26 protein-coding genes are annotated in these 26514 nt (G+C 60.4%); 10 read left to right on the top strand and 16 right to left on the bottom strand.

The window, feature by feature from the left end; translation table 11 throughout:
• Positions 1-53 precede the first annotated feature (53 nt).
• The 3 genes from E4M07_RS16320 to E4M07_RS16310 all read right to left on the bottom strand — a co-directional run bounded on the left by E4M07_RS16320 (position 54) and on the right by E4M07_RS16310 (position 2940).
• Complete coding sequence (locus E4M07_RS16320) at positions 54-794, bottom strand: AraC family transcriptional regulator (RefSeq protein ID WP_136659442.1); 741 nt, start codon at positions 792-794, stop codon at positions 54-56.
• A 122-nt stretch (positions 795-916) separates the two neighbouring features.
• Positions 917-1927 (bottom strand): ABC transporter substrate-binding protein, encoded by a 1011-nt coding sequence (locus E4M07_RS16315; RefSeq protein ID WP_136659441.1) that lies wholly within the window; start codon positions 1925-1927, stop codon positions 917-919.
• A gap of 128 nt (positions 1928-2055) precedes the next feature.
• Complete coding sequence (locus tag E4M07_RS16310; protein WP_206057291.1) at positions 2056-2940, bottom strand: DMT family transporter; 885 nt, start codon at positions 2938-2940, stop codon at positions 2056-2058.
• A gap of 241 nt (positions 2941-3181) precedes the next feature.
• Here E4M07_RS16310 and E4M07_RS16305 point away from each other — a divergent pair, with 241 nt between their 5' ends.
• On the top strand, positions 3182-4810 hold the full coding sequence (locus E4M07_RS16305) for a cyclic nucleotide-binding domain-containing thioredoxin-disulfide reductase (RefSeq protein WP_136659439.1): 1629 nt from the start codon (positions 3182-3184) through the stop codon (positions 4808-4810).
• Between the two features lie 17 nt (positions 4811-4827).
• On the opposite strand, the gene E4M07_RS16300 is transcribed toward E4M07_RS16305, so the two are convergent.
• The 4 genes from E4M07_RS16300 to E4M07_RS16285 all read right to left on the bottom strand — a co-directional run bounded on the left by E4M07_RS16300 (position 4828) and on the right by E4M07_RS16285 (position 6877).
• Positions 4828-5487, bottom strand: a complete 660-nt coding sequence (locus E4M07_RS16300) for a hypothetical protein (RefSeq protein ID WP_136659438.1) — start codon at positions 5485-5487, stop codon at positions 4828-4830.
• A 31-nt stretch (positions 5488-5518) separates the two neighbouring features.
• Positions 5519-5989, bottom strand: coding sequence for a DM13 domain-containing protein (locus tag E4M07_RS16295; protein ID WP_136659437.1), 471 nt, complete (start codon positions 5987-5989; stop codon positions 5519-5521).
• 116 nt (positions 5990-6105) lie between these two features.
• The gene (locus tag E4M07_RS16290) at positions 6106-6252 is read right to left on the bottom strand and encodes a DUF1127 domain-containing protein (RefSeq protein WP_136659436.1); all 147 of its coding nucleotides are present in this window, start codon (positions 6250-6252) and stop codon (positions 6106-6108) included.
• A gap of 442 nt (positions 6253-6694) precedes the next feature.
• Complete coding sequence (locus E4M07_RS16285) at positions 6695-6877, bottom strand: hypothetical protein (RefSeq protein WP_136659435.1); 183 nt, start codon at positions 6875-6877, stop codon at positions 6695-6697.
• 91 nt (positions 6878-6968) lie between these two features.
• Between E4M07_RS16285 and E4M07_RS16280 the strand changes: the two genes are divergently transcribed.
• A complete protein-coding gene (locus E4M07_RS16280; RefSeq protein ID WP_136659434.1) occupies positions 6969-7658 on the top strand; it encodes a cysteine hydrolase in 690 nt (229 codons plus the stop codon).
• On the opposite strand, the gene E4M07_RS16275 is transcribed toward E4M07_RS16280, so the two are convergent.
• The gene (locus E4M07_RS16275) at positions 7651-8136 is read right to left on the bottom strand and encodes a GNAT family N-acetyltransferase (protein WP_169054250.1); all 486 of its coding nucleotides are present in this window, start codon (positions 8134-8136) and stop codon (positions 7651-7653) included. The two genes, E4M07_RS16280 and E4M07_RS16275, sit on opposite strands and share 8 nt — an antisense overlap.
• 135 nt (positions 8137-8271) lie before the next feature.
• Between E4M07_RS16275 and E4M07_RS16270 the strand changes: the two genes are divergently transcribed.
• Genes E4M07_RS16270 through E4M07_RS16255 form a run of 4 tightly spaced genes read left to right on the top strand, consistent with a single transcriptional unit; the run spans position 8272 to position 11237 of the window.
• Positions 8272-8604, top strand: coding sequence for a metalloregulator ArsR/SmtB family transcription factor (locus tag E4M07_RS16270; RefSeq protein ID WP_136659432.1), 333 nt, complete (start codon positions 8272-8274; stop codon positions 8602-8604).
• Between the two features lie 23 nt (positions 8605-8627).
• The gene (locus E4M07_RS16265; protein WP_136659431.1) at positions 8628-9089 is read left to right on the top strand and encodes an SRPBCC domain-containing protein; all 462 of its coding nucleotides are present in this window, start codon (positions 8628-8630) and stop codon (positions 9087-9089) included.
• Positions 9086-9541, top strand: a complete 456-nt coding sequence (locus E4M07_RS16260) for an SRPBCC domain-containing protein (protein ID WP_136659430.1) — start codon at positions 9086-9088, stop codon at positions 9539-9541. The genes E4M07_RS16265 and E4M07_RS16260 overlap by 4 nt, the downstream gene beginning before the upstream one ends.
• Positions 9495-11237, top strand: coding sequence for a right-handed parallel beta-helix repeat-containing protein (locus E4M07_RS16255; RefSeq protein WP_136659429.1), 1743 nt, complete (start codon positions 9495-9497; stop codon positions 11235-11237). The genes E4M07_RS16260 and E4M07_RS16255 overlap by 47 nt, the downstream gene beginning before the upstream one ends.
• A gap of 48 nt (positions 11238-11285) precedes the next feature.
• Here E4M07_RS16255 and E4M07_RS16250 read toward each other — a convergent pair whose 3' ends face one another.
• The 3 genes from E4M07_RS16250 to E4M07_RS16240 form a co-directional block, all read right to left on the bottom strand.
• Positions 11286-12062, bottom strand: a complete 777-nt coding sequence (locus tag E4M07_RS16250; RefSeq protein ID WP_136659428.1) for an alpha/beta hydrolase — start codon at positions 12060-12062, stop codon at positions 11286-11288.
• Between the two features lie 70 nt (positions 12063-12132).
• Positions 12133-12963 carry an AraC family transcriptional regulator gene (locus E4M07_RS16245; RefSeq protein ID WP_136659427.1) on the bottom strand — a complete coding sequence of 277 codons (831 nt, stop codon included), beginning with the start codon at positions 12961-12963 and terminating at the stop codon, positions 12133-12135.
• 88 nt (positions 12964-13051) lie between these two features.
• Positions 13052-14245 (bottom strand): CoA transferase, encoded by a 1194-nt coding sequence (locus tag E4M07_RS16240; protein ID WP_136659426.1) that lies wholly within the window; start codon positions 14243-14245, stop codon positions 13052-13054.
• 133 nt (positions 14246-14378) lie between these two features.
• Here E4M07_RS16240 and E4M07_RS16235 point away from each other — a divergent pair, with 133 nt between their 5' ends.
• The 4 genes from E4M07_RS16235 (at position 14379) to E4M07_RS16220 (ending at position 18947) form a co-directional block, all read left to right on the top strand.
• Complete coding sequence (locus E4M07_RS16235; RefSeq protein ID WP_136659425.1) at positions 14379-16970, top strand: plasma-membrane proton-efflux P-type ATPase; 2592 nt, start codon at positions 14379-14381, stop codon at positions 16968-16970.
• A 121-nt stretch (positions 16971-17091) separates the two neighbouring features.
• Positions 17092-17925 carry a polyphosphate kinase 2 family protein gene (locus E4M07_RS16230; protein ID WP_136659424.1) on the top strand — a complete coding sequence of 278 codons (834 nt, stop codon included), beginning with the start codon at positions 17092-17094 and terminating at the stop codon, positions 17923-17925.
• Positions 17925-18482 carry a hypothetical protein gene (locus E4M07_RS16225; RefSeq protein ID WP_136659423.1) on the top strand — a complete coding sequence of 186 codons (558 nt, stop codon included), beginning with the start codon at positions 17925-17927 and terminating at the stop codon, positions 18480-18482. The genes E4M07_RS16230 and E4M07_RS16225 overlap by 1 nt, the downstream gene beginning before the upstream one ends.
• A 60-nt stretch (positions 18483-18542) precedes the next feature.
• Positions 18543-18947 carry a cupin domain-containing protein gene (locus tag E4M07_RS16220; RefSeq protein ID WP_136659422.1) on the top strand — a complete coding sequence of 135 codons (405 nt, stop codon included), beginning with the start codon at positions 18543-18545 and terminating at the stop codon, positions 18945-18947.
• Between the two features lie 7 nt (positions 18948-18954).
• On the opposite strand, the gene E4M07_RS16215 is transcribed toward E4M07_RS16220, so the two are convergent.
• The 5 genes from E4M07_RS16215 to dcm all read right to left on the bottom strand — a co-directional run bounded on the left by E4M07_RS16215 (position 18955) and on the right by dcm (position 26472).
• Entirely contained in the window at positions 18955-20181 is a 1227-nt protein-coding gene (locus E4M07_RS16215; protein ID WP_136659421.1) for a DUF2235 domain-containing protein, read from the bottom strand.
• 261 nt (positions 20182-20442) lie between these two features.
• Positions 20443-21393 (bottom strand): PD-(D/E)XK motif protein, encoded by a 951-nt coding sequence (locus E4M07_RS16210; RefSeq protein ID WP_136659420.1) that lies wholly within the window; start codon positions 21391-21393, stop codon positions 20443-20445.
• A 6-nt stretch (positions 21394-21399) separates the two neighbouring features.
• On the bottom strand, positions 21400-23601 hold the full coding sequence (locus E4M07_RS16205; protein WP_136659419.1) for a Z1 domain-containing protein: 2202 nt from the start codon (positions 23599-23601) through the stop codon (positions 21400-21402).
• Positions 23594-25168, bottom strand: a complete 1575-nt coding sequence (locus tag E4M07_RS16200; RefSeq protein ID WP_136659418.1) for an ATP-binding protein — start codon at positions 25166-25168, stop codon at positions 23594-23596. Before E4M07_RS16200 ends, E4M07_RS16205 begins: the two co-directional genes overlap by 8 nt.
• Positions 25168-26472, bottom strand: a complete 1305-nt coding sequence (gene dcm, locus E4M07_RS16195; RefSeq protein ID WP_136659417.1) for a DNA (cytosine-5-)-methyltransferase — start codon at positions 26470-26472, stop codon at positions 25168-25170. The genes E4M07_RS16200 and dcm overlap by 1 nt, the downstream gene beginning before the upstream one ends.
• Positions 26473-26514: the final 42 nt, after the last annotated feature.

The raw sequence follows: 26514 nt of genomic DNA, 5'->3' as shown, positions 1-26514 counted from the left end.
TTGTCGCATATGCCCATCGGCTACCAAGCCGCTACCGGTCTGTATTGTAGATATCAGACATCGAACTTCCTGGCGTACTTTCCGGGCGTATAGCCCGTCGCCTTGCGGAACGAATGGATAAAGTGGGACTGGTCGGCGTAGGCGAGGGAAGGCTCGCCGTTCAACGACTGCTGCAGGCGAAGCACCTTGAGGAAGTCATGCGGGGAAAAGCCCGTCGTTTTCTTCAGGACCCGTTGCAGTTGGCGCGGCGACAAATCGGACACTGCCGCCATGTCGGCGACCGAGTGAATGTCGTCGAGGTGCTGAAAAATCCTTTCCGTGACCCTGTTGGCGACAACCCGCCCGCTTTCGACCAGGCTTTCGATGAATTCGGACAATGCCGACTGCTTTGCCGCAAAATCCTTCCCCGCCAGCGACCGGTTGAGGGCGATCAGCGGCAGGCTGCCGGTGTAGGCGTCATGTATGAGGCCATAAGACGTCTCGTCACGGCCGCCCTGCCACACACCCGGCAAAAGCCGGATGTTGAGAAAGTGGAAGGACGTGCCCAGATTGAGCTCCTCGGAGGAAGCCCGCAGCCTGGTAACCCCTGTGACGCCCGGATCGCGTTGATCGAATACGACATAGGTGCACGCGTCCGGCAGGGCGTGGAAGCGATAGTCGTCCGACAATGGAGAAAGCGTGCGCAGCTCCAGAAACCGATGGACAATGCCGCGCAGATGTTCAGGCGGTTCGGCTTCGAGAAACTGAACGTTTTCAACCGATCTGTCTTTGCCGTTTCCCTTTGGGTCGTACATGGCCCGCGCGCTCAATCCGGAATTTCACGTTGCCGGCACATCTTAGCGATTGATGTTGAACAATAAAATCCGTCTGTTCTCGGACGGCAGTCTGTATCGAGACCTCAATGCGCCGGCGGCGGTCACTTCACCGCTTCATCTACAAACCGCCCGTCGACGGCCTTGCTCATGTCCACCGGCCCGTCGAGCAGCCCGGCGCCGACCGCGGCGTCCTCGATATCGGGGATGATCTCGGTGAGGAACGTGCCGGTGAGAACCTTGCGGTTCTGTTCAAGCGAATAGTAGACGACGCCGTCGAAGGCGGTCTTGAGAACCTGCGGATCGGCGCCGACGGCGCCGGCGATGATCGCCCGCCCGCGCGGCACGTCGGCCTCGTAGAAATCGAGCGCCGCCTGCCAGGATTTCAAAAGCGCGACGATCGCGCCCGGGCGCGAGGCGGCGAAATCCGCGCGCACCACGAGCACGTCCGAGATCAGGCCCGGCTCCGCGCCGGCGGTGAAGACCGTCTCCAATTGGTTGTCCTCGCTACGGGCGACGGAAAGGTAGGGCTCGTAGGTGACGGCCGCCTGAACCTTCGCCTCCACGAGCGCCTTGCCCGCCTCCGCAGCCTCCAGCGGCACAGGCGTGATGTAGCCGATGGAAAGCCCGTTTTGTGCGAGCGCGTATTGCAGGAGTATCTCGCTCGTCGAACCGGGCTCATAGGCGACGCGCTTGCCGTCGAGATCCGTGACGAGGGCGATCGGCGGCTGTGCGATGATGGCGTCGGCCATGGTCGACACATCCAGAAGCGCGACGATATGCACGTCCAGTCCGGCGGCGACGAACTCCATCGCCGTATGGGTCGCGACATTGGCCGCGTCCAGTTCGCCGGCGGCGAGTGCCCCGTTGATTTCGGCATCGGTGGTGAAATTCACCAGCACGACATCGTCAAGCCCGACCTTGCCGAAGAGACCCTGCTTTTCGGCGATATGCCACTGGCCGTAGCCGAGCCAGGGCTCCAGGCCCATGCGGATGGGACCCGGTTCCGGCGTATCGGGAATGTCGGAGGCAACAGCCGCGCCGACCGTCATGCCTACGGCAAGCACCGCCGCGGTGATCCCGGCCATCGCCCTTGATGTCAGTCGCTCGATCATGTTTGCTCCGTTGTTCCGGGCCAGCCTTTCGGATTGTTCAGGTGCATTCTGAATCACCGTGCCGGATTATGTAAGCCCTTATTCAGGCCAATTCCGGGCGCAACATCCGCGATGACCGCCGCATCGAACTATCCCCTGGATCGGCGCACCGCGAGCGCCAGGGCACCGGCGACGATCAGCGCCGCGCCGATTACGGCCGCATAGGACGGCAGGACACCGTAAAGGACAAAGTCATAAAACGCGGCGAAGACAAGCACCGTATAGAAGGCGGGCATGACGACACTGGCCTCGCCGCGCTTCATGGATTGGATGAAAAGCGATTGGGCGCACACCATGACGACGCCGAGCGCGACGAGCAGCACCCATTGTTCGGCCGAAGGCACGCTCCAAACGAAACTGGCTGCGATGACCGACACGCAAGCGCCCAGGCTATTGTTGATCAATAGTACCCTTAATGCCGGCTCGGTATCGCTCAGGCGCTTGATGAAGATCGCTTCGAACCCCATGAACAGGGCCGCGGCCAGTGCCAGGATGCCGGCCATCTGGAAAGCGTCGGTGCCGGGCCTCAGGATCAGCAGGGCGCCGGCAATCGCCAGGCCGGCGGCCACGTATTTGCGAACCGTGATGCGCTCGCCCAGGATCAAGACGGCAAGGCCCATGGTGACGAGCGGGTTGAGGAAGCTGATCGCGGTCGCCTCGGCCACCGGCATGCGGGCGACGGCCGCGAACATGCAGGTCACCCCCAGCCAGCCGCAAAGCGAGCGCATCAGGTGCCACGACCAGCGGGCGCCCTTGAGCGAGGGGCGGGATGCCGGCGCGGCAGAGAGGAATGCGCCGAGCGCGAGCAGCGCGAAGACAAATCGCCCGGCGCTGACCTGGAACGGATTGAGACCCGCGCCGGCGCCGGATTCAATGCCGAGCCGCTTGGCGATCAGCGACGTCGCCGCGACCAGCAGGCTGGCGCCCACCATCAGCGCAACGGCCTTTGTCGTCGCCGGCGTTCTCGTGTCCACGGTTTTGTCCATTGCGAGGTCGGCCTTAGCGCAATTCGTGTTCGCGATACAGGCACCTCACGCAATTTCGCCGGCTAAATTTACTGGAATATTGTCCGTTGCCGCCGCAATGCACACGCTGCGCTGGTAGCGGCTCCGTTGCGCGCGCCTTGGCCGGCGTTCCTCAATTCATCGCCTTTTTCATTGCGCCATCCGCGTGAGGCCCTATCTTCGAGGGCAAATCCCCGAGGGAGAGGTCCGAATGGAAAGCCTTGCCGACGATCTTGCCGCGCTGGCGCGCCAGAAGCTCTCGCCCCGGCAGGTCCGGGCCATCGAAAAGATCGGCGAGGAGGTCGCATACGGGGCCGGTGAGAAGATCTTCGAGGTCGGCGGCCCGCAGGACTATTTCCACTATATCAAGGCGGGAACGATCGATGTGATCAACCCGGTCACCAATCGCCCGTTTCCCTTCGGCACGATGGGGCCGGGCGAGTTCATCGGCGAGATTGATTTCCTCTCCGGCGGCGGCGCGCAGGTCGACATCATCGCCGCCACCGATGCCCGCCTCATCAGCGTGCCACGCCTGAAGATGCTCGACCTGATGTCCAGGGACCCGGAACTCGGCGACCTTGTCATCACGGTCTTTGCGGCTCGCCGCCGCTACATGATCGAGAACAACCTGCTCGGCATGACGCTGCTCGGCGGCGAGGCCGACCGTGACATTCGCAGGATCGCCGATTTCGCCAACCGCAACCGCATTCCCGCCCGCCAGGTGGCGCTCGGATCGCCCGAGGCGGCCGATATCGCTGCAAAGTGCGATCTGGATCCGGCGCACCCGGCGGTCATCCTCGGGCCGTCCACCGCGCTCGCCAACCCGACGCCCCGTGCGGTTGCCGCCTATTTCGGGCTCGATGCCACACTGTCGGCGGAGCGCATCTATGACGTGCTGATCGTCGGCGGCGGCCCCGCCGGCATTGCCGCCGGCGTCTATGCCGGCGCTGAGGGCATGAAGGCGCTGGTGATCGAGGATCTCGCCATCGGCGGCCAGGCCGGCTCCTCAAGCCGGATCGAGAACTACATGGGCTTTCCCACCGGCATCTCCGGCGCCGATCTGTGCTGGCGCGGCGAGGTGCAGGCGGTCAAGTTCGGAACGCGCTTTGCTGTTCCGCGCCGCGCCATGAGCCTTGCGGAGGACAAGGGCGAATTTCGCGTAACCCTGGAAGACGGCGAGGCGGTCCGTGCCCGCTCGATCGTCGTCGCAACCGGCGTGCAGTACCGCAAGCTTGCCATCGATGGCTACGAGGATTTCGAGGGCGCAGGGATCTACTACGCCGCGACCGATCTGGAGGCGCGCTACTGCAAGGACTGCGATGTCGTGGTGATCGGCGGCGGCAACTCCGCCGGCCAGGCGGCGATGTTCCTCAGCCGATCGGCACACCATGTCCATGTGCTCATTCGCGGCACGTCGCTGGCAAGCTCGATGTCCGACTATCTGCGTAACCGGCTCGAGAACGATCCCGCCATCACGCTGCACACGCAATCGCAGCTCGCGGCCTGCCAGGGGGACGGCACCCTGGAATGCGTGACAATCCACGACAGGGGCAGCGGCAAGGACTGGCGGCTCGAAACGCCGGCCGTCTTCGTCATGGTCGGCGCGGCGCCCAATACCGCCTGGCTGTCGGGCTGCGTCGAACTCGACGACAAGGGTTTCGTGAAGACGGGCCCCGATGTCGGCGCCGCTTCAGCCTACGGAACCTCCCATCCCGGGATCTTTGCCGTCGGCGACGTCCGCGCCGGCTCGGTCAAGCGCGTCGCCTCGGCGGTCGGCGACGGCTCCGTGGTGATCAGCCGCGTCTGGTCTTACCTGCAGGAAGCCGGCAAGGAGAGTTAAGCTCGCGAGGCGACACGTCAGTGTTTCGGCAGGGTCGCACTGTCCATCCGTTGCATTGCCCAGCGGACAACGCCGCCGGTCCACAGAAAGCCCAGTGCGCCGCCGAGATAGACATTCATGGTGCCGCCCGGCGCAATGAAGCCGCTCTCGCCGAATACGGTGACCGTCTCGATCGCCTGTTCGGCAAAAAAGATCACGCTGAGCCACATCAGCCAGCGCGGGACAAGCGGGCTCGCGCCGAGCCCCAACGCAGCGAAGGGCAGGGCCATCGTCATTGTCGAGCCATTGACCAGCGGCCCCCAGAAGGCGGCTACGTCAAAGATGGTGCGGGCTGTAGCCGGGTCGAGGCCCTGCGGATGAAATGCCAGACCCGCCCAGATCCATGCCTGGACCTGCGCCGTGATGGCAAAGCCGAGAACTCCGGAGAAAAAGATGTAGCGGTGCGGCTTCGGCAGCACCGCCGCCACCTGTCCGGCGAAAATGGCGAGACCCATTGAAAAGAACGCCGCTGTCCAGGCGTAGGTCTTTGCCTTGCCGCCATTGTTCGAGAACCAGTCGACAACTTCCTGGCCGGTCGATTCGATGGTCGGGAACCCACTGCCCAGTGCAATGAAGCTGTAGGTATAAAATGCCGCTGTCACCAAAATGGTAATCAGCAGAACGCGCGACGGTTTCATGTGGTTCCCCCTGGCAATGGGCTGCAGCCGCTCACCTGTATTTCGCCGCCGTGATGAACTCGCCGAAAGTCTCGCACCACACCAGCACGGTGTTGTATTCATTGATGTCGATGTCCTCTGGCACATCGACGAGGAAGCCCTCGAACGTCTTGATGTCACCGATGCGCGGCGAGGCGTCCTTGAGCGGCAAGAAGTCGTCCTCGTGCTCGACGAATTCCTTGACGAGGTAGAGCTTATAGTCGGGGCCGGGCGCGAGGCGCCCCTCGTGGACGATTTTTTGAGGCGTCAGGCTGACGGTGCCTTCGCCCCAGTGCAGGAAATCGCTGCCGCGCAGCTCGCGGTTGAATTCGGCCGAATATTGTGCGGCTTGTGCCGTTTCCTCCAGAACCGCAGCGTCGGGCGCCGGCGGCGCGGTCAGGATGGGCAGGAAGTAAATCCCGAGCGCGAAGCCGACCGCCAGCGCGGCCCCGTGCGAGACAAGCAGAAAGATCAGGCGGCGCATCGGACACTCCGAGTCAGGACAGGTTGGCGAAATCTAGCGCAGCGCCGCGCGAATTGACACGAAAAAGGGCGCCGAAAGCATTCAGCACCCCGATTCAATTCGTATAGCGACGATCCTTATTCGCCGAGCTTGCGGCTGACATAGTCGTCGATCTGGTTGCGGCTCGCACCGATATCGGCCAGCGCGCGGTCGGAAAGCGTCCGCAGCGTGTTGGCTGCACGGTTGTGCTTGCGCCATGAATTATATCTATCGAGCACAGACATTGTCTTTCTCCTTTCTCGATTTGTTCCAAACTGAAATGGGGATCAATTGTGGCGGCAACAGCCCGCAATCGCGGTGTCTGCCATGCGAAAATGATGGGGCTGGGTTGAGGTGGCGCCGTGAGAAATCACGGAGATATTGTGGCATTTCGTACGCGGAATATTATATTCAGGTTGAATGAGTCGATTGAGGTGGGCGAATTTTGAAAACAAAATTAGCGTTATATATTGATAATCTCCCGTTTTGGGCAAAAATAAGCATTGGAGTAGTTTGTGTTATTATTGCATATATTTACGAATTTTCATTCGTAGTATTTTTGTCTACAATTTATATAAGTTATGTTTTGATATGCGAATTCTATATTAGATATGTCAAGCCGGCACGTGCGCGCCTACCAAAGCGGAACGACAAGCGTAGCAACTAGAACGGTTTTCGGCTGAACTCCTATTCGCCGGTCCCGTCAAAGCTTGAATTCCAGCTCTCCGGCCAGAAGCCGGCCTGCTGAAGGAAAACGGCGATCAGGATCAGGACGACGAAAAGGACGGCGATCGCGAGCCCGTGCCGGGCGGTCGGCAGCTTGCGAAAATGGTGATAACCGATGATCCTCGTTTTTCCGTCGTCTTTCATCCAGCGCTCTCCCGGTGTGCTGCTGCCGTCGTAAAAATTCTGCCCCGTTGCCGTGGCACCATTGGAGCGGCAGCACAGAAATGGACAATACATGCATCCGACCGAAATTCCGAAGCAATATGTGGACCGGATCATTGCCCGCCGCGGCCGCTTGCATCTCTTCGAGGAGATCGACCCGGCGCGCACCGCGCTCCTGGTCCTCGACATGCAGAACGTGTTTCTCGTGCCCGGCTATGCGCCGACGGAAATTCCGGGCCTTGAAGGGATCGTGCCGAACATCAACCGCCTGGCGCGTCTTTGCCGCGACGCCGGGGCCATGGTTGTCTGGACCCAGCACACCGCGAGCGATGCGTGGCGCTCCTGGAGCCGTAACCTCGCCGCACCGGCGACGCGCAAGCGAATTATCGAACTGACTGCCGAGGGCACGTTCGGGTTTGAAATTCATGAATCCCTCGAGGTCGATGCGTCCGATCTGCGCCTGACGAAAACCCGCCACAGCGCGTTTGCGAATTCGTCGGGCCTGCACGAGAAGCTACAGGCAGCCGGGCGCGACACGCTGATCGTCACCGGCACGCTTTCCAACGTCTGCTGCGAGGCGACGACGCGCGATGCGATGCAACGCAACTACAACAGCATCTTCGTGTCCGACGCCAACGGCACCCGCAGCGACGAGGAGCACATGGCGACCCTGATCAACCTGGCGCTCTATTTCGCCGACGTCATGACCACCGACGAGGTTGCGCGGCTCCTTGAAGCCCGGGATCCGGGCCGCTCTACCTGAGATAGCGCACAAAGACGTGGCATGGCCCGTAGGTCGGATCGTCGAAATCCGTCAGCCTTTCGCAACCCGCCTTGCGAAATGCGCTGTGGGCGCGGGTGTTTTCCACGGAGGTGCAAAGGCCGGCAAGGGGCGCGTCGGTGGTCTCAACCAGGCGGGCGAAAAGCAGCTCGAGGGCCTCCGGCCCGGCGCCGCGTCCGGCCGCGTCCGTCGCGCCGATGAAGATGTCGATGTCGATCGATCGCGGCGGGATCTCATTCAGCCCGACCGAAGCCAGCGCATCCGGATCGACCATTTCCCAGCGCACATATCCGATGGGCGTGCCTCCGCGGGCGATCAGCGCGTGATTGTCCGGTCCTGTCTCGTCGAACTGCTCCAGCCGCCCCGACGGATCGCCCCACCATTTCGACACACGGGTATCGTGCAGCCAGCCGGCAATCGTCTCGCGGTGGGAAATGTCGATGGGTAAAAGCGCGATCATGACGGTCCTCCTTGGGGTGAGGGTCCCTATACAGGACCTTTGCCGATAAATCTCCCGGGAGTTCGCCTTCGAATTACTTAGTTTTTTACCTAAGTGATATTGACGACCGGCGAAGGCGTCCTTATAGTTAGGTTTATGCCTAACAATCAAACCCGGATCGATACGTTTTTCCATGCGCTCGCCGATCCGACCCGGCGTGCCGTGGTCGAGCGCCTTGCAGGCGGGCCGGCAACGGTGGGCGAGCTGGCGAAACCGTTCAAGATGGCGCTGCCGTCATTCATGCAGCACCTGCGCGTGCTGGAGGACGGCGCAATCATCACCACAGAAAAGACCGGCCGCGTGCGCACCTGCCACTTGCGCGCAAACGCGCTGGAGGCGGCCGAAGCGTGGCTGCGCGACCGCCGTTCCGTCTGGGAGGCGCGGCTCGATGCCCTGGAAAACTATCTCGACAACGAACAGCAGAATTAAAGCAACACTTGAGGGAGAAAAGCATGACGGGAAAACCGGAAATCGTCCATGAAACCATCAGGATAGAGCGGGTTTTCAAGGCCGCGCCCGAGCGCGTTTTCGCCGCCTGGGAAGACAGCGATGCGCGCCGGCGCTGGGAGCCGACACCCGACGGAATGGAGATGGATTACGAGGGTTTCGATTTTCGCACCGGCGGTTACGAGAAAAGCCACCTGATGAAGGACGGCGCGGTGATCGTGAGCTTCGACACCAGATACATCGACATCGTTCCGGCCGGCAGTATTGTCACATCGGTGCGCGTCATTTCGAACGGCGCCGCGTTTTCCTGCATGCAGTCGACCATCGAGTTCCACCCGGAAGGAACAGGAACGCGGCTCGTTTGCTGCGAGCAGGCGGCATTCATGACGGGCGAGAGCATGCGCTCCGCCCATGAGAACGGCTGGGGCGTCATGCTCGACCGGCTGGAGAAGGAAGTGGACGGATGATGCGGTCGGTCCATGAAACGATTGCAATCGAGCGGTCCTTCGCGGCCGCGCCGGACAGGCTGTTTGCGGCCTTTGCCGACCCGCGCGCCCGCGAACGCTGGTCGGCGCCCAATGCGGATGTGGAGATCAGGATCCTTCAAAGCGACCTGCGCACCGGCGGCAGCGAGACCGCGCGTTGCGGCCCCGCGGGCGGTCCGCTGAACTGGGAAATGCGTGTTGCCTATCACCTGGTCGAACCGCCCTCGGTGATCTCGTTTTCGGAGGAGCTGTGGGACGGTGAGCAGCTTCTCACCGTGGCGCTGATCACATTCGATATAGCCGGTGCGGAAAACGGCGGCTCGCTGCTGCGCCTCACCGATCAAGTAACGTCCTTTGCCGGTGAGGACGCACTGCAAGGGCACCGCGATGGCTACGCGGCAGCATTGCAGAACCTTGCCGCATCGCTTGCTTAACCAACGGACAAACGTTGTCGCGCCTGCAGCGGTTGCATACAAGTTGGTGAGAAAACCTACAGTCGAGACGCCTCAGCCGAATAGACTGACCCTGTTTCAGATATTTTGGGGGAGAGGCATGGCCGGTTCGAAGTCAAAGCACTATGAAACTGAAGTTCTGAAAGACGATCCGACCCGGCCGATTGTTCGCTCTAATCTGCGCGGCACGTATGATCGCCCGATCGTCATCACATGCAAGTCCAAGATCAGCGTGAATACGTTCGGGACACGCCCTGACGAAGGCGCCAATAGGATCGCGTATCTGAGGCAGGAAAACGGTTTCTATCCGAGTGTCGGCCAGATCTCGGACCAGGCCGCTCTTACCCTGTCGGGCTGCCAGTTCGTCGTTCTGAAAGGTCTGAAATTCAAGGACTGCTGGCCGGCTGCCCTCAACCTCGACAATTGCCAGAACATCGTCGTGCTGGATTGCGATTTCGGTCCCTGTACGGTCGCGATCGGAGCCAACGGTGTCGACACACGCGATATCTGGATTGAGCGCTGCAGTTTCAAACAGACGGGATGGCGCGATCTTTGGGACAGGATCGAATGGCGCCAGGTCCACGGCTCTTACGAGAACTCCACTGTCGGTGGCGTGGTCGAAGGCGATCAAAGACAGTTTGACGGCGACTTTTTTCGCGCATGGAACATTGCCGGCAACGTGACGATCCGCGATTGCGACATCGAAGACGCGTTCAATGGCATCCATTTCTTCAACAGTGTGGACGACCTGCCGGATGATGAGGACCGCTCGGCGGCGCGCTTCAACAACGGCCGCCGTTCGGCCTCCAACGTTCTGATCGAAAACAACCGTTTCGCGCGCATACGCGACAATTGCATCGAGCCGGAGGATCACGCCTGGAACTGGGTGGTGCGCAGCAACACCTTTGACGACTGCTACGCCCCGTACTCCTTCGAGCTTCAAAGGGCCGGCTGGTTCTACATCTACGACAACCACCACTGGCTGGAAAAGCCCGCAACCGCCGGCGGACGCACAGGCGGATCTGGATTTAAACTCGGGGGCAGGCAGGCAAACGAAGGCGATTTCTACGTCTTCAACAATTCCTGGTTTTTCAAACACGGCGAGCGCCTCTTCCGGAAGAGGGCGCTGGGGCGCCTGAAACATTTCAACAACGCAGTCAAACTCAAAAAAGGGACCAGGCGGTTGTTCGGGAAGAACTGGATGAGACGTAACGAATGCGAAGAGGATCCGCGCGAGGGCGAAGACAATCGCTTCACGCGTTGCTGGAAGAGCCTGGATATCGTAATGAACGGCGACTGGATACATGAAAAGGGCGGGCTGGATTGGCGCGACTATGTCAAGGCCGGCTACAATCTGGGAGACGGCACCACAAACAATGATCCCGGATACTCCGGTCCGACAAAACGCCCGAAAGGCGTGGATGGCGAACGCTGGCTGAAGCCTTCCGCGGAGATGAAAGAGGCCGGTGTCGCCTGGACCATGCGGTTGCCCGGGTTCGACGAAGCGGGCAAGGGCGGAATTTCCTATCAAGACAGATACGAAGTGTCGATAGCCGCGAAAAATGGAGTCGGCGCTGGCATGAGCGACGCAAGACTCAAGTTCTTCAAAGATCAGTTACGGTTTGTGCCTGATTTTCCTGTATCGCGCGTCAGCATGAACGCTGCGAACTCGGCCTAAGGGCTGTGGTCACCTTCAGGGACAGTGAAGAGAGCGACGCGAGTCCGGCTATGCCGCACCGACGCATGCTTCCATCCACCCGGCGGCGACCGCCGCCACATCCTCCCAGCCGGGCTCCATGAACAGGAAATGCGCGTGGTTCTCGGCGAGATGGTAAGTGCCCTTTGAGCCGTATCGTTCGGCGATCTGCCTGCCGACGGCCGGGCGCACCGCCCGGTCCTCCGCGCCGCAGAGGACCAGGACAGGGCAGGTGACACGGTCGAAGTCGACCGCGACGGCCCGGTGGTCGTCGAACATCCAGAAGAACATCTCGAACATCACCCGGCCGGATTCGGGCCCGAGCTTCTCGAAGGTCTCGTGCTGGGTCTTTTCGTCCAGCCGGTTCCAGGCAAACGGGGCGATGAGGTCGAAATCGACGCGCACCGGCGCCTTCCAGAACGGGCCCTGTTCCATGAAGGCGCGCGCCACCGCCCGTTCGTCGTCGGTCTCGGGCAGCATGCCCCAGGTGGCGTTGGGGTTGATCAGCACCAGCCCGCTGGCAAGGCCTTGCGCGGCCACCTGCTGGGCGACGATGGCGCTGACCGCGTGGGCGATGATGACCGGCGGGCTGTCGAGCGTCTTGACGAACGCCGCGATGTCCTTCGCGTAGTCAAGGATGCTGGTATCCGCGAAGGCGGGATCGGGCTCCGCCTTCGGATCGCCGTCATGGAAGCGCAGCGCCGGCGCGTGGCAGGTCCAGCCGCGTTCTTCAAGGAACCGGCGGTAATTTTCCATGCACCAGGGGCCGGCAAAGGCCCCGTGGATCAGGACGACGTCTTTTGCCATGGCGCTGCCTCCGCTGATGATTACAGTGTCTTGCCATCACAATGGAGGATTTTTCGGCATCGGTCACCGGTTATTGAACCGGAATCCAGATTTCAACGGTGCCGCGCCCGGTCGCCGCATCAAAGCGCTGGTCATAAAGCTCGAAATCCGGCGTTTCCGCAGGCTCAAGCCCCTCATCGGGCAACGCCTTGTTCCAGATCGTGTAGATCGTTTTCGGGATGTCCGAGATATGGCCGTCATGGGTGAAGACGGCATAGCGGGCCTTGGGGATCAGCATTTCCTCCATGCCGTCAGGCACGGCAATGTCAGGTCCTGCCTCATGCCCGGCCATATATTTGAAATTTCCATGTTCATCGCCGTTCCAGCTCACACCGTAGGATGGATTGTGAATCGCGTCGCCCAGTTCCGTGTGGCGTGCAGCAAAGGCCTGCCACAGTGGCGGTATGGTGCTGGTGGTTTCGACGCTGGCTTGCTTGCTCATGCCGATGACCCGGAAGCCGTCGCGCTCCCTGATCTCCGGTTTGGCGACGTCCACAATCAGGTCTTTTTTCATTTTCAAAGGCTCCATCAGTTCAAGGTCCGCGGTTGACCGGGCCCTTCGGACGCTGCGCGGCAGCACGCCGAAATAGGCGGCGAAGGCCCGGGTGAACGCCTCGTGGGAGCTGAACTGCGCATCAAGTGCGACAGTCAGGATGTCGTCCTTTCCGTTTGCCAGCCGCTTTGCCGCTTCCGTAAGCCGCCGCGCCCGTACGTAGGTCATCGGCGAAAGACCGGTGACCGACCGGAACACGCGGGCCATATGATAAGGGCTCGCGGCGCAGCGTTCGGACAAGAGGCCGATCGACAGCGGATCGTGGAGCTGCCTTTCGATCTGCCAGGCGAGGCGCTCGGCGAGGCTCAACAAAGTCTCCCTTCGACGTTCACGCGCCGAATATCGCCGCTTTCGCCCAATTCCGCTTGATCGATATTGCTAAGATCTGGCGCCGGTTTCAGCGCTTTGCCTGCGCCGCTGCGCCGCTCGCTTCCAACGCCGCGATTTCGTCGCCCGTAAAACCGTGCTCGGCAAGCACCTCGCGGGTCTGGCCGCCCAGCACCGGCGCGCCCATGCGGTGCGCCGCCGGCGTTCCTGAAAAGCGCGCCGGGTTGCGGGTTTGGCGCAGCCGGCCCGCTTGCGGATGGTCGAGCTCCTCGACGATGTCGTTGGCGCGGATCTGCGGGTGGCGGATCACCTCCTCGCGGGTCAGCACCGGTGCGCAGGGCACGTCCTCGGCCTCCAGCCGCTCCAGCCATTCGGCCGTGCCGCGGTCCTTCAGGATCGACTGGATGAGTTCGAGCCGCTCGTTCTTGAAGCGCTCGCGGCCCTCGGCGGTCCGGAAGCGCTCGTCCTCCAGGATATCAGGCCGCTCGGCAGCGCGCGCGAAGGCCTGCCACTCCTTGTCCTGCATCACCGCGACGCTGATATAGCCGTCCGTCGTCTCGTAGATGAGATCGATGAAGGACTGCGCGTTTTCCTTGTCGCCTTCCTCGCCGACGAAGGTATGGCGCCCCATGTCCGAGCTCCACAGGAACGAGACGACGGTGTCGAGCATGGAAAGCCGTACATGCTGGCCCTTACCGGTGCGCTCGCGGGCAAGCAGCGCGGCGGTGATCGCCTGGCTCGCCTGGATGCCGGTCACCTTGTCGGGCAGGATGGTGCGCACCAGCCGCGGCCGCGCCTCGTCCGAGCCCGCCTGAACCGTCGTCAGCCCGGAGACCGCTTGGATCAGCGGATCGAACACCGGTTTTGCGGCGTATGGGCCGTCGAAGCCGAAGCCGGCGATCGACACGTAGACGATTTCGGGACTGGCGGCGCGGATCGCCGCCTCGCCGACACCGATGCGCTCGGCGACGCCCGGCCGGAAATTCTGGATGATCACGTCCGCATCGGCGGCCAGCCGCTTGAGCGCGGAAAGGCCCTCCGGGTGCTTGAGGTTGAGGACGACGGAACGCTTGTTGCGGTTGTTGTTGAGGAACGAGGCGGAAAAGCCGCCGCGCCGCGTCGCCACGTGGCGGGCATGATCGCCTGAGGGTGCCTCGACCTTGATGACATCGGCCCCCTGGTCGGCCAGGGTGCGTGTCGCCAGCGGCCCCGATATCATCGAGGTCAGGTCTATGATCTTGAAGCCGTCTAGCGGTCCGGGCATCGTTTCCACTCCGTTTTGCCAACCCAACGATATAGGGCGCCGGTCGGCAAGACCACAATTCCTTCCTTTTCCGGCTTCATTTCCACTCCAGATTGTCCATACTCAAGTGGGTGGGGCAACTCGGGGTATGCGTATGAACGAGAGTGGCAAGCCGGCAGTGAGCGAGCAGGACAGCAAAGACCTGGAATCGATGCCCGTCGACGGCGTCCTCAAACAGCTCCAGGTTGATCCCGAAAAGGGTCTCACGGAAGCCGATGCTCAAAAGCGCCTCCACCGGTACGGGCCCAACGCGCTGCCGGAAAAACATATCAGCCTGGCGCACAAGATCCTCAAATACTTCACCGGCCCCATCGCCTTCATGATCGAGGCGGCGGCGCTGGTCTCCGCCTTCCTCGGCCGCTGGGACGATTTCATCATCATATTCGGCTTGCTCGTCTTCAATGCGAGCCTCGAACTGTGGCAGGACATGAAGGCGTCCAACGCGCTGGCGGCGCTGAAGAAGAGCCTCGCCCCGCATGCGACGGCCCTGCGCGACGGCGCGCTGAAGACCATCGACGCTGCGACGCTGGTGCCCGGCGACATCGTCCGGATCCGCCTCGGCGAGATCGTGCCGGCGGATCTCAGGCTGGTCTCCGGCGACTACGCCTCCATCGACCAGGCGGCGCTGACGGGCGAATCGCTGCCGGTCGCCAAGAAGCCGGGCGACGAGGCCTATTCCGGCTCCGTCGTCAAGCAGGGCGAGATGGACGCGGTGGTGATCGCCACCGGCGCCAACACCTTCTTCGGCCGCACCGCCAAGCTCGTCGCCGGCGCCGGCGCCGTCAGCCATGCCCAGCGGGCGATGTTCCAGATCGGCAATTTCCTGATCGCCGTCGCCGTCGTCCTGGCGCTGATCATGGTCGCCGTGCAGGTCTGGCGCGACATCGTCGTTGCCGAGAACTGGGGCCTTGCCGACGCGCTCGACATCCTGCAGTTCGTGCTGATCCTGCTTGTCGCCTCGATCCCGGTGGCGATGCCCGCCGTCTTTTCGATCACTATGGCGCTCGGCGCGCTGGCGTTGTCGAAGGAAAAGGCCATCGTCTCGCGGCTCGCCTCGATCGAGGAAATGGCCGGCGTCGACATCCTGTGCTCCGACAAGACCGGAACGCTCACGAAGAACCAGCTCTCGCTCGGCGATCCGATCCTCCTGGAGGCGACCGATCCGCAGGACGTGGTGCTCGCCGCCGCGATCGCCTCGGAACGTCAGAATGCCGACGTCATCGACACCGCCGTGCTGGAGGCGCTGAAGAACCCGGTGGCGCGCGATGCCTATCACGTCACGAAGTTCACGCCCTTCGACCCGGTCTCGAAGCGCACCATGGCCGAGGCGACCGACGAGAAGGGCGCGGCGCTGAGCGTCGCCAAGGGCGCGCCACAGGCGATCGTCGACCTGGCAAAGCCGCCGAAGGACATCACAGACAAGGTCGAGCAATCCGTCGCCGATCTCGGCAAGCGCGGCTACCGGGCGCTCGGCGTTGCCCGCTCTGAGGACGGCGGCAAGAGCTGGAAGCTGCTCGGCATCCTGCCTATGTTCGATCCGCCGCGCGACGATTCGGAAGCCACGATCGAAAAGGTCCGTGCCAAGGGTGTCTCGGTGAAGATGGTGACCGGCGACGACACGGCGATCGCCCGCGAGACGGCCCGCCAGCTCGGCCTCGGCACCAACATCATTCCGGCCGCCGATGCCTTTCCGAAAGACATGGACCCGGACCATGTGCCCGGCAAGATCGCCGATTCCATCGAGAAGGCCGACGGTTTCGCCCGCGTCTTCCCGGAGCACAAATACGCCATCGTCAAGGCGCTGCAGCAGCGCGGCCACCTGGTGGCGATGACGGGAGACGGGGTCAACGACGCGCCGGCCCTCAAACAGGCCGATTGCGGCACTGCCGTCTCCGGCGCCACCGATGCTGCGCGCGGCGCGGCGGCGCTGATCCTGACGGCGCCGGGCCTTTCGGTGATCGACAATGCCATCGACGAGGCGCGGCGCATCTTCGGGCGCATCACCTCCTACACGATCTACCGCGTGGCGCTGACCATGGACATCATGTTCCTTGTGGTGCTGTCGACCATCTTTTTGGGCTTCCAGCCGCTGACGGCGATCATGATCGTCATCATGTCGCTGCTCGACGACGTGCCGATCATGACCATCGCCTATGACAACACGGCAGTGTCGCAGAACCCGATAAGGTGGCGTATGCCGCGGCTTCTGTCCGTCTCGGCGGTGCTCGGCTTCGGCTCCATCGTCCAGTCCTTCGGCCTGCTTTTGATCGGCTTTGCCGTGCTCGACCATGCCGGGGCCTCCGCGTGGTTTGGCATTTCGAGCAAGGAGCACCTGCAGACGGTGATGTTCCTGCAGCTCGTCGCCGGCGGTCATCTGCTGCTGCTCGTCACCCGCACACACCGCTGGTTTTTCGAACCGCCGTTCCCGTCGCGCCAGCTCGCCATTGCTATCATCTGCACCCAGGCGCTTGCGGTGCTGATGTGCGGCTTCGGATGGATCGTGCCGCAGATCTCATGGACGGTGATTTTCTGGGTCTGGGTCTATCTCATCGCCTGGCTCATCGTGCTCGGCGTGGTGCGCGTCGGCATGGAGCGGCTGATCGACAACCGGCTCGACCGCCGGGCGCGGCTCGCCGAGATCGTCAACACGCCGCTGCACCAGCACGGCCATCTGCACGGTCGGTAGTCCGCGAGATCCGAAAAGTGGGAACCGGTTTTCGGATAAATCGAGCGGCAAAGGAAAAGAGCGAGATCCGAAAAGTGGAAACCGGTTTTCGGACAAATCGAGCGGCAAAAGGAAATGAGCGATGGACTATCGTGAAGAACTGATGATCAAGCCCGGCAGCAAAGTGAAACTCGCCGATATCGATCCCGGTTTCCACGGTCGTCACGAGAGCCACGAAAAGGCAATGCCCGAGCTCGGCGAGACGCTCGCCGAGATCACCGGGCTTCAGGAGCTCTTGTACGCTGAGAAGAAACACGCGCTGCTTATCGTGCTGCAGGGCATCGACGCCGCCGGCAAGGACGGTGTGTGCTGGCATGTCATCCGGGCGATGAACCCGCAGGGCACCGCCGTCACCGGCTTCAAGCAGCCCTCGCACGAGGAGCTTGCCCATGATTTCTTATGGCGCATCCACAAGAAGGTGCCCGGCCTCGGCCAGGTCGGCGTCTTCAACCGCTCGCACTACGAGGATGTGCTCGTCGTGCGCGTCCACAAGCTGGTGCCGAAACACGTCTGGGAGATGCGCTACGCCGCGATCAACGCGTTTGAAGAGGGCCTGACGAAGGCCGGCGTCACGATCGTCAAGTTCTTCCTTTACATCTCGAAGGAGGAACAGCTCGCGCGCTTCAAGAAGCGCCTCGATGATCCGGCCCGCCGCTGGAAGATCTCCGAATCCGACTATTCGGAGCGGGAGCTCTGGGACGATTATGTCGCGGCCTACGAGGCGATGCTGTCGAACTGCTCGACCAAGCAAGCACGCTGGTACGTGCTGCCGTCGAACCACAAATGGTTCCGCAACCTCGCCGCCTCGAAGATCATCCTGGAAACCATGCGCGCGATGGACCTGAAGGCGCCGGCGCCGAGCGTCGATATCGACGCGATCCGCGAGAAATACCACAAGGCCGAGGAGGAGGGGTAATGTTCCACAATTTCGGACTGGCTGTTCTGGCGCTCTGTTTCTGGGCGGCGATCTTCGCCGGCGGTGTCTACCTTATGTCCACGGCCTCCGGCCACCGGGTGGTCGACACGGCGCTGCGCCAGGCAGGCAAGGAGGCGCTCAACATGCGCCTTGCCCCCTATGGCGCCGATGAGGCGAAGGCCGTGTGGCAGGTGATTGCGGGCACCCAAGGCGGCTTGCAAGCCGAGCGCGCGTCGCTCAGGCTCGACCTTGTCTTTCCGCTGCTTTACGGCGGCGCGCTGGCGTTTTTGATGCTGGTGATGCTCTTTACCGTCGGCGCCGGTTCCTACAGCGCCGCTTTCCTGGCGCCGGTGCTCTTCGCCGTGATCGCCGACTGGACGGAAAACACCATTCACCTGCGCCAGCTCGCCCGCTTCGAGACCGCGCCGGACGAGGTCAGCGCCTTCATGATCCGTGTCGCCAGCACCGCCACCAGCGCCAAGCTCATCCTCGTGTGGCTGTCGCTGGCGCTGATCCTTCTCCTGCCCTTCATCTTCCGCGCCGGCAAGGGCGGGTAGGGCAATTCCGAGCTAGATTGTGTAGGCTTGCGTCACTGTCAGGGAAAAACCGAGGCTCACATGGACATTTTCAAGGCGGGCAGCCGCCCGAGCGGCAGCGGCAGCGCAGACTATTTCACCGGCGACGTGACGACGGACCCGATCGTCTCGGCGGCCGCGCCGGCGCGGGTGGCGGCGCTGCGGGTGCGTTTCGCGCCGGGGGCACGCACCGCCTGGCACACCCATCCGCTCGGCCAGACGCTCTATGTCGTCTCCGGCGCGGGCCTTGTCCAGAAGGAGGGCGAGGCGGCGGTCAGGATCCTGCCGGGCGACACCGTCTGGATCCCGCCCGGCGAGAAGCACTGGCACGGCGCCACCGCCGGCAACGCCATGGCCCATATCGCCATCCACGAGGCGCTGGACGGCTCCAACGTCACCTGGCTGGAACAGGTATCGGACGAAGACTACGCGGCAGCGCAGGAATAGGCCCGCTCTAGACCTTCTCGTGGTCGTCCGGAATGTTCGGCTGGTCGTAGTCGCTCGGCTTGCCGCGCCGCTTGAAGACCGAGCTGTGGATCGAAGCGCCATCGGGGATGATCCGCCGTTCCGATTGCGGCAGGTACCAGCCCATGAAATCGGGCCGCTTGGTCGGCTTGAACGGCGAGACCCGCCGCGGCACATATTCCAGCAGCTTCCAGACCGCGTTCATGGACTGGTTCGGCTTGGCCAGCGGGTCGGGCTTCACGTAGTCCTTCTGCGTGTTCTTGCCGAGCACGATATCCTTCACCGTCTCGGGCCTGTATTTCAGCCCCAGCGCCCTGGTCTCGTTGATCATCCAGTCGAGCGGGATTTTGGCGAGCTTTGACGCGGCTTCCGGATAGCCGCCGCCGACATCGCCATGGACGCCCGAGAACCACACTTCCTTGACGTCCTGCTTCTTGACCTTCGACGTCTTGAACGGCCCGCCCCAGTATTCGCCGCCCGCCGGCCAGAGCTGCGGCCGGAACATGGTGCGCACCTCGTCGATGGCGACGGCATGGCGCACCGCCTCGACGCTTCTGTTGGTCTTGGTGAAGGCGTGGGTCTTCAGCCGCGGCAGCCCGCGCCCGCGCTCGATCACCGAGCCGACCGTGTCGAAGAGCCCGAGGCAGCGGATCGCCGGGCGCCGCGGCTGCAGGATGCGCGCGAAGAGCCGCACCTCGGCGAAGGGGTTGAGCGTCGGGTCGCGCTCGTCGCGGTCGTCGTTCTCGGTCCTGTCGCTCACCGATTTGTAGGCCGCATAGGCATAGTCGAGGAGGTTGAGGTTGATCGGCCTAATCAGCCCGACCGCGTGGATGAAGCCGGCGAGCACCCGCGCCGTATAGGCGCCGCGCGAGAAGCCGAAGATGAAGATCTCGTCCGCCGGCCGGGCCGGCGTCTTCTTGCCCCCGCGCGTCGAGGCCTTGGCGCCTTCGTCATACGTCTCGGCGAGGAACCGGTAGGCCTCCTTGACATTGTGGTCGAGCCCCCAGCCGGTGGCGAGCCCGAAGACCTCGTGCGCCTTGCGCCAGGTGTAGGACCACGCATTCGCCGCCCCGAAGGTGCCGACGCCGGGATCGTAGAAGACCAGCTGCGCGTCGTCCTTCTCCAGCGCCCCGTAGAGCCTGAGCACATTCGTCCTGTCCGACTCGATCTCGTTGGACGTTCCGTCGCACAGGATCACGATGCGTCTGCCGGCCATGGGCGCCTCCGGGGGTTAGCGTGGAGAGGGGAGGGTAGCACGGGGTTTGCAGAGGAAACCGTGAATTATTCCACACCTGGATCGTTTATCGCGCTGCGCAGGCCTAGAAAATTCCGCTTGCCCGTTGTTCCGGCCAGCTTTGATCATGGCGTTAACGGGGCACGCATGCCTACAGCCTACATCTCGAAACACGCTTCCAAGCGCTCAAAAATGCACCAATTAGAAACCTTGTCCACCATGAATTACGGACCTGCCTCTGCCTTAAAAAATTATGAGCGCTGTACGTTCCTGATCTGACAAAGACGGCAGGTCGGACAGGTCAACGTCAAAGCGAATTTTTTCTATCGGGTCGCCAGAATATACCGTCGGGACAGGAATGTCTGCAGCCCGAAACACGGTAGGCCGCGCGTTATTGGGGTAGGTTTGAAGGGCTAGATCGCTTTGGTAGAGATCGCGTCCACCCTTTGAGAGACATTGAGTGAGAAAGCCGCTGCGCAATTCTTGATCAGTGATTCGAGTTGCAATGTTGTCCATGAGACTGCCAACAGTCTGCCCACCCTGAACTTCAATAACGCAGAGGGACGCGATGTAGATATCGAACGCCCCTGTTGGCCGCAGTTGTTCGATGGAAAAACGGTGCTGCGGCACAGGCTTTGTTGTGGTCTTCACATCGAGAACAAATTTGCCAGAGATGAAATCAAACTTGGCGCTCTTCCTCGTGCTCCAACACCGAACTGCAGCGGTGATATCGGCACTGCTAGCGATCACATGAAGTTCGCCCCAAAGACCGACCAGGTCACGTGTATTGTCATCGAGACGACTGAAAAGCGCCGCAACTCGCTGAATACGTGCTGCAATCTCAGCATTGGATTCTGGCGAGGTAGATGTGCAATATTGTTCTTCAAGAATTTTGAGAAACAATCGCACGATCGCTGGATCATTCTCTTTCAATCGAATGAGCGAATAGCATCCACTATGCCGCGAGTCCGAGTTTGTTTCGATTGCGCACTGCCGTGAGAACAAAGCTTCCACGGACCGGAGTGCAATGTCAGGGCGGAAATCGTCGTCTTGGGAAGGCAGCAAAAGCGCCGGATATCTCTTGTTATCTATGGCTAGCCAATAGGACGGCTGCAACGGTAAAGATGCACCAAAGAGCGCCGAGTCATCGCTGGGTATAGTTTCCGAGAGATTGGCGTAGAGATCAAACAACATGCGCTGCTACCGTTCGATCCATACACGCTCCATCAAAGGATCGGGGATATGAACGGCAAGGATCGGCACGTCCTTCATAGTACGTTTCTTATCCGCCGTCTGGATATCGTAGCGATGGAGTTGGAAAGTAACAGTCTCTTCCGAGATCAGTGCCCGCGCCCCGGGGTAATTGGTTTTGGCGTTCGAGCCTTGAAAGAGTTGCCGGACTTTTGGCGGCACCTTGTCCGTCAAGGATCGTTTGTAATTGACGCCTGACCACGGTCCAGAAAGAGCGTAGTAGCTGCACAACATGGACGGATCATCGGCGATCATGCGCTCGAGACTGAGCATCAGCGCGCCATGTTGCAGATTGTCGTCCGGCCAGCGATACCGGAATTGTCCGATCAGCGGTATGATTTCAGCCAGAGACAGCCTGTTGCTAAATTTTGGGACGATTTGTTCTTCGCTCCACCCCTCTTCGCCGTAGGGCGCTAGATCAAAATCCTGGAGGATGCGCTGCGCTGTCGCGCGATTGTCAGCGACCGTTTCACTGTCATCGAAGGGGTGGTCGGGAGTGATCCAGCCGCCAATCCCCTTGGATTGGTACATCTCAAGCAGGATGACTGATGATCGCGTTGGTTTTAAACTCTGATCGAGCGGATATGATCTGCGCCATTCTTTGAGCGTCTTACCTTGATCCAGATGGTGGCGGATCGACCCGCGAATGGATTCCTCATGCGTTACATAGCCAGTAAAAGCGTCGATATTAGCGCTGGTAAGATAAATACGGCAGAGGCCGAGATAGCGTTTCTTGTATCCGAAGAATCGTGCCCTTTGCTGAATGTTATCTGCGTTGCCGACCCCTGTGGTCCGCGGCATGTAGCTGACCGTGAGACCTTCAACCGTGAATCCACGATCAAGGCCAATGCCGCCTACCAATATCCAGCTATACTCGCCTGCCCAATCAACAGGCGTGATCCGGTTTTTCTCGCGGGTGTTTAGCTCTTCTACGGCCGTTTCCTCCATGGCCTCAAACAAAATGGGGGAGATATCATCAAAGCTGAGGTCGGTTTCGTAGGTTGCGAGCAGCCCGTCCGCCGAAGCGCGGAACTGATCGAGCAGTTCCGCATGATTGGGATGGGTGGTGTTTTGCAGGATGCTTGCCCAGTGTTTCTTGATCTGTTCCGCCCAGCGCTTGAACATGAGATGTTCGTCCTTTGCGACAGCGGGATGTATCATCATGGAGCGGTTGCGCCCTTTCTGGAACTCGTCCTCCAGCAAACCAATGGCAACGCCGATGAAGAAATCCCGTAGCGCAGCTCGCAAACTTTCCGGCGGTTCGACCGGTGGTTCTTCCTTATCCGGCACATCACTGATTGGGATCAGTTTGACGTATTTGTCCGGCCCCTCCACGAAGAATTCTTGCCCGCCGACATAATGCGTTCCCGGTGTGAGCACGCGCCCGAAGTCCGGCGAGAGCGCGTCGATACGGCTGATTAAGAGAGGCGCTTGCGGCGTGGCCGTGTAGAGGATGTAGCTATGCTGCGGGAAAAGCGAGCGGAGAGCATTGATCCGCGTATAGGTCGTGCTTTCGTCGTTCTGCTTGGCCTTGGTGTTAATGCCTGCCTGATCACCCTCATCGTCGATGATCAAGGTCGGTACGTCGGAAAAGTCGGATTCTGCGAGGAGCCTTGCCAAATGATCAAGATGCTGGTGCTGCTTCATGGAGACGATCAGGATTGTGCGTGCACGTGGGCTGCCGCGTCTCCAGCGGGCAAGCTCAGTGTTGACCCGCTCGACTTCGCTTTGCAGGAACCCCTTTCGCTGGGTTGTAAACAGATTCCATTCTCGGGCGCTAGCAACCCTGAGATCGCCCTTGAGTCTATCAAAGCTCTGCTCGACAAGGTTATTAGTTGTTCCTGCCAGCAAGATGACGAGGCGGTACTGATTGTCACGTGCGAGCGCAGACAAGCTTGTAAAGGACAGCGTCTTACCGCTTTGCACATAGCCGATTACGAGGCCTGTATTAGTTGTGTCCATCCGATTCGGGGCGACGCATTCGCTCATGATCAACATGGTTTCCTGAACGAGCCTCTCCTTTTCTTCATCGGACAAAGCTTCGTTCGCATTCAGGAGGTCGGTGAACGCAGTTCCCTGAAGCGGAGACCAAGAGCCGCTTTCGCGGGAATTTTCCGCAGAGACCGTGATGGAGGTCGGATCATTAGGCATCAGAAATTCGCTTTGACATTTGATTTTTTAGAATTTCGTTCGTGAAACGGCGGATTGTGGAGGGGTGATGATCACCCAGTTCACTGGCTGCGACTTCTGCGAGCGCCACGGCAGCGGCGATGTTCAGCACTGCCGCAAAGCTTTCCGAGTCCAGCGTTGGAAACTGCGCCATGTAAGGATGGAGCATAGCAATGCGGATTGTAATCTGGCGCGGCTCAGGATCAGTGAAGGCAGGACGATTGCTGATGTCTAGCCATTCGGCTCCGTTATCCGTGTAGGATAACTCGATGTCGACGATCCAGTCTTCGCCACGAAAGCGCATTCGAAACTGAGCATGTTCTTGCTCGCTTTCGGGGAGATCGGGTAGCTGCGGAGACGCCGCAGGCGATAAATCTGGTGTTGGCGGCTCTGGCGGTTGATTATCCGTACATTGCGTCGGAGAGGACAAGGTTTGATCATTCAGTTGTTCAGCCATAGACCGCAGGGCGGCGGCAGCACTTGGACGCGTCGATTTAACATCTCTTTTGCTGCGATACTCCCGTACTTGTTGAAGAAGCGGAAAGTCCTCGCCTGACAATTCTGCACGGAGTTTTTCTAGGAAGGTTTCTTCGGCCTCCTCCCATTTGATACCATCTTTGGTGTGGCTGACGTGAAATCCCTTCAGATGGATTTCGCCAAAAAGGCGCTGAGAAGCAAAGCTATTTGTCCGTCCGAAAATATCTTCTGGACGGTAGGTCTCATCGAAGCTGCCCATGATGAGGCGCTTGCGCCGAAACAGTGCCAAGCCCGCAAGACGTGTATTGGCCGGATCGCGGATCGCCACAAAACCGCTCGCAGCTTTGCCATCCCCCAAGTCAATCTCAATGTCTTTCTTCCAGTTGATCGCCGGGCCATCGGGATCGCGATAGCTGGGCGCGTTCAGAATATTCGGTTCCAAATAACGTAGCGGCTCACCATCAACACTTAACACCATGGTGTTTTCGCGGATAAAGGCCCGATAAATGCTAGATAGATGATCCCTGATCTTCTGAACTGTTTTGCCACGTGGAAAGCGCCGGATATTGTCGAGGCGGATTTCTGTGTAGTGCTTGTAGGCGGAAACCTGAGTTGAGATGACGTGCAATTCCTCGATGCTGTCTTCGACGATAGCATCGATATTGAAAATCACAGTCCGTTCAATGTTCTCACCGAGCGATGTGGTGCGCACCGCCCAATTCGGCGCAAACCAGCATGCGGCGCTTTTCATCCCCATGCCAAACTCGGATAAGCCCGAAGCGTCGGGCGGGATTTCAGCGGGGCGGAACGCGCGCTGATAGTCGGACTCGGCGATGCCAGCCGCATTGTCGCGGATCGTTATGCAGTTCTCCTGCTGCAAGAAACGGATATCGACATGAAGTTGATAGTGGCCTCCTGAAGCGGCTGTGAGTTCGCGCTGCCTGTCAAGGCTGCTCTGGATAGCGTTATCGACGAACTCAGCCAGTGCATACCACGCTTTGTAGTTCAGATGAGGCAGAACGGAGAGGACATTGACCCCAGGGCGAATGTTCACGGAGTTGAGTTGTGCCATTATTCTGCAGCCACGGTTGCTCCTGCCGCGTGCTCCACAGCGTTGGCTCCAACCAGAGCATCGTAGATCGTGCGCACGACATCCACATTCACAGCATTTCCAAAGGCCTTATACGCTCCGTTCTTGGTATTGGGGAGATTTTGGAGTGTGCCCATGCTTTGCAGACGACTGCATTCGCGTGGCGTCATATAACGCTTTTTCCATGCGATGATCGGCACCTGACTTGTGGTCATGGCGATTAGAGAAGGGGCTGTGTCTTCCTTCTTAATCCGGATACCGCTCGCCCGGAACTGGATGATATGTTTCCAAACGTTGCGCTCGGCACCTTTGCAGTTCCATTCAAGCTTCTGGAAACTTGGTGGAAAGTCTTTGATCCTGCCGATCCATGGGTCGATCAGTCCGCGATGCTCCGCATAAAAGGCTCGGTTTTTCTCGATGAAGTCGATCTTCCAGTCGGGAAACTCTTTGAGCTTGGTGCGTGCATAGTTAGGGAGTGCGGCTTCGACTTGATCCGGCGACAAACCCGCCAGCGGCACGCCGAAGGCTCCCATATGTTCTTCCAGCCCCCTGTAACCGCGTGCATGGGGTGTTTTGCCGTCTAGTGGGTAATCCGCGCCAAACTCCATCGCCCAAATAGGAAATGACGGCAGATGCTGGTTGGCGGGAAACGCTGCGACAAACTCCTGCCAAGTCTCCAGATAGCGGAGATGATCGCCATTTAGAATGTGTGCGTTCGGTGGACTATCGTCGAGGACGGATCGGATAGAGGTTTTTGGCACGCTGTCCGGAAGCGGCCAAATGAAGTCATTCAACCCCTCGCGGTCACCAATGATAAAGGCCCGTTCTCGTTTCTGGGGGATACCAAACATATGCGGCGATAAGCGTTCGAAGCTAATGTCGTATCCGGCCTCTCGGAGCTGTTCGCAGATGAAAGACCATGTTTCGCCACCGCTATGACGGATCAAGTTGGGGACATTTTCTATGATGAAATAGCGCGGCTGCTTCAGTCTAAGGATCGCAACGACATAGTCGAACAGGTTGCCCCATTGCGGGCATTCAAGCCCCTTTTGATCACCTGCCTTAGAGAAGGGCTGACACGGAAAGCCAGCGCAAAGTATGTCGTGATTCGGAATAGCCGCAGGGTCAACGTCGCGGATATCGCCAGCGGGACGAAGACCGAAATTCTCTTCGTATAAATTAGCAAGTGTCGAATTGACTTCGGAGGCAAAAACGCACTCAGCGCCTCTACTAGACAGCGCCTGATGAAAACCACCCAATCCCGCGAATAGATCAATGAACTTCATGTCCGCGTCTCGATGCACGAAATTCTTTTGTCTGGGTGCAAT

Origin of the sequence: Nitratireductor sp. XY-223 (assembly GCF_004959855.1) — a bacterium.
Taxonomy (GTDB): domain Bacteria; phylum Pseudomonadota; class Alphaproteobacteria; order Rhizobiales; family Rhizobiaceae; genus Hoeflea_A.
The sequence above is the reverse complement of the archived record's forward strand: the minus strand, read 5'-3'. Positions and strand labels throughout refer to the sequence as shown.

What these genes read in the sequence shown, in the direction of transcription:
- E4M07_RS16320 (WP_136659442.1), bottom strand. Translation starts at nt 794, where the DNA reads ATGTACGACCCAAAGGGAAACGGCAAAGACAGATCGGTTGAAAACGTT.
- E4M07_RS16315 (WP_136659441.1), bottom strand. Translation starts at nt 1,927, where the DNA reads ATGATCGAGCGACTGACATCAAGGGCGATGGCCGGGATCACCGCGGCG.
- E4M07_RS16305 (WP_136659439.1), top strand. Translation starts at nt 3,182, where the DNA reads ATGGAAAGCCTTGCCGACGATCTTGCCGCGCTGGCGCGCCAGAAGCTC.
- E4M07_RS16300 (WP_136659438.1), bottom strand. Translation starts at nt 5,487, where the DNA reads ATGAAACCGTCGCGCGTTCTGCTGATTACCATTTTGGTGACAGCGGCA.
- E4M07_RS16295 (WP_136659437.1), bottom strand. Translation starts at nt 5,989, where the DNA reads ATGCGCCGCCTGATCTTTCTGCTTGTCTCGCACGGGGCCGCGCTGGCG.
- E4M07_RS16290 (WP_136659436.1), bottom strand. Translation starts at nt 6,252, where the DNA reads ATGTCTGTGCTCGATAGATATAATTCATGGCGCAAGCACAACCGTGCA.
- E4M07_RS16285 (WP_136659435.1), bottom strand. Translation starts at nt 6,877, where the DNA reads ATGAAAGACGACGGAAAAACGAGGATCATCGGTTATCACCATTTTCGC.
- E4M07_RS16280 (WP_136659434.1), top strand. Translation starts at nt 6,969, where the DNA reads ATGCATCCGACCGAAATTCCGAAGCAATATGTGGACCGGATCATTGCC.
- E4M07_RS16275 (WP_169054250.1), bottom strand. Translation starts at nt 8,136, where the DNA reads ATGATCGCGCTTTTACCCATCGACATTTCCCACCGCGAGACGATTGCC.
- E4M07_RS16270 (WP_136659432.1), top strand. Translation starts at nt 8,272, where the DNA reads ATGCCTAACAATCAAACCCGGATCGATACGTTTTTCCATGCGCTCGCC.
- E4M07_RS16265 (WP_136659431.1), top strand. Translation starts at nt 8,628, where the DNA reads ATGACGGGAAAACCGGAAATCGTCCATGAAACCATCAGGATAGAGCGG.
- E4M07_RS16260 (WP_136659430.1), top strand. Translation starts at nt 9,086, where the DNA reads ATGATGCGGTCGGTCCATGAAACGATTGCAATCGAGCGGTCCTTCGCG.
- E4M07_RS16255 (WP_136659429.1), top strand. Translation starts at nt 9,495, where the DNA reads ATGGCTACGCGGCAGCATTGCAGAACCTTGCCGCATCGCTTGCTTAAC.
- E4M07_RS16250 (WP_136659428.1), bottom strand. Translation starts at nt 12,062, where the DNA reads ATGGCAAAAGACGTCGTCCTGATCCACGGGGCCTTTGCCGGCCCCTGG.
- E4M07_RS16240 (WP_136659426.1), bottom strand. Translation starts at nt 14,245, where the DNA reads ATGCCCGGACCGCTAGACGGCTTCAAGATCATAGACCTGACCTCGATG.
- E4M07_RS16235 (WP_136659425.1), top strand. Translation starts at nt 14,379, where the DNA reads ATGAACGAGAGTGGCAAGCCGGCAGTGAGCGAGCAGGACAGCAAAGAC.
- E4M07_RS16230 (WP_136659424.1), top strand. Translation starts at nt 17,092, where the DNA reads ATGGACTATCGTGAAGAACTGATGATCAAGCCCGGCAGCAAAGTGAAA.
- E4M07_RS16225 (WP_136659423.1), top strand. Translation starts at nt 17,925, where the DNA reads ATGTTCCACAATTTCGGACTGGCTGTTCTGGCGCTCTGTTTCTGGGCG.
- E4M07_RS16220 (WP_136659422.1), top strand. Translation starts at nt 18,543, where the DNA reads ATGGACATTTTCAAGGCGGGCAGCCGCCCGAGCGGCAGCGGCAGCGCA.
- E4M07_RS16215 (WP_136659421.1), bottom strand. Translation starts at nt 20,181, where the DNA reads ATGGCCGGCAGACGCATCGTGATCCTGTGCGACGGAACGTCCAACGAG.
- E4M07_RS16210 (WP_136659420.1), bottom strand. Translation starts at nt 21,393, where the DNA reads ATGTTGTTTGATCTCTACGCCAATCTCTCGGAAACTATACCCAGCGAT.
- E4M07_RS16205 (WP_136659419.1), bottom strand. Translation starts at nt 23,601, where the DNA reads ATGCCTAATGATCCGACCTCCATCACGGTCTCTGCGGAAAATTCCCGC.
- E4M07_RS16200 (WP_136659418.1), bottom strand. Translation starts at nt 25,168, where the DNA reads ATGGCACAACTCAACTCCGTGAACATTCGCCCTGGGGTCAATGTCCTC.
- dcm (WP_136659417.1), bottom strand. Translation starts at nt 26,472, where the DNA reads ATGAAGTTCATTGATCTATTCGCGGGATTGGGTGGTTTTCATCAGGCG.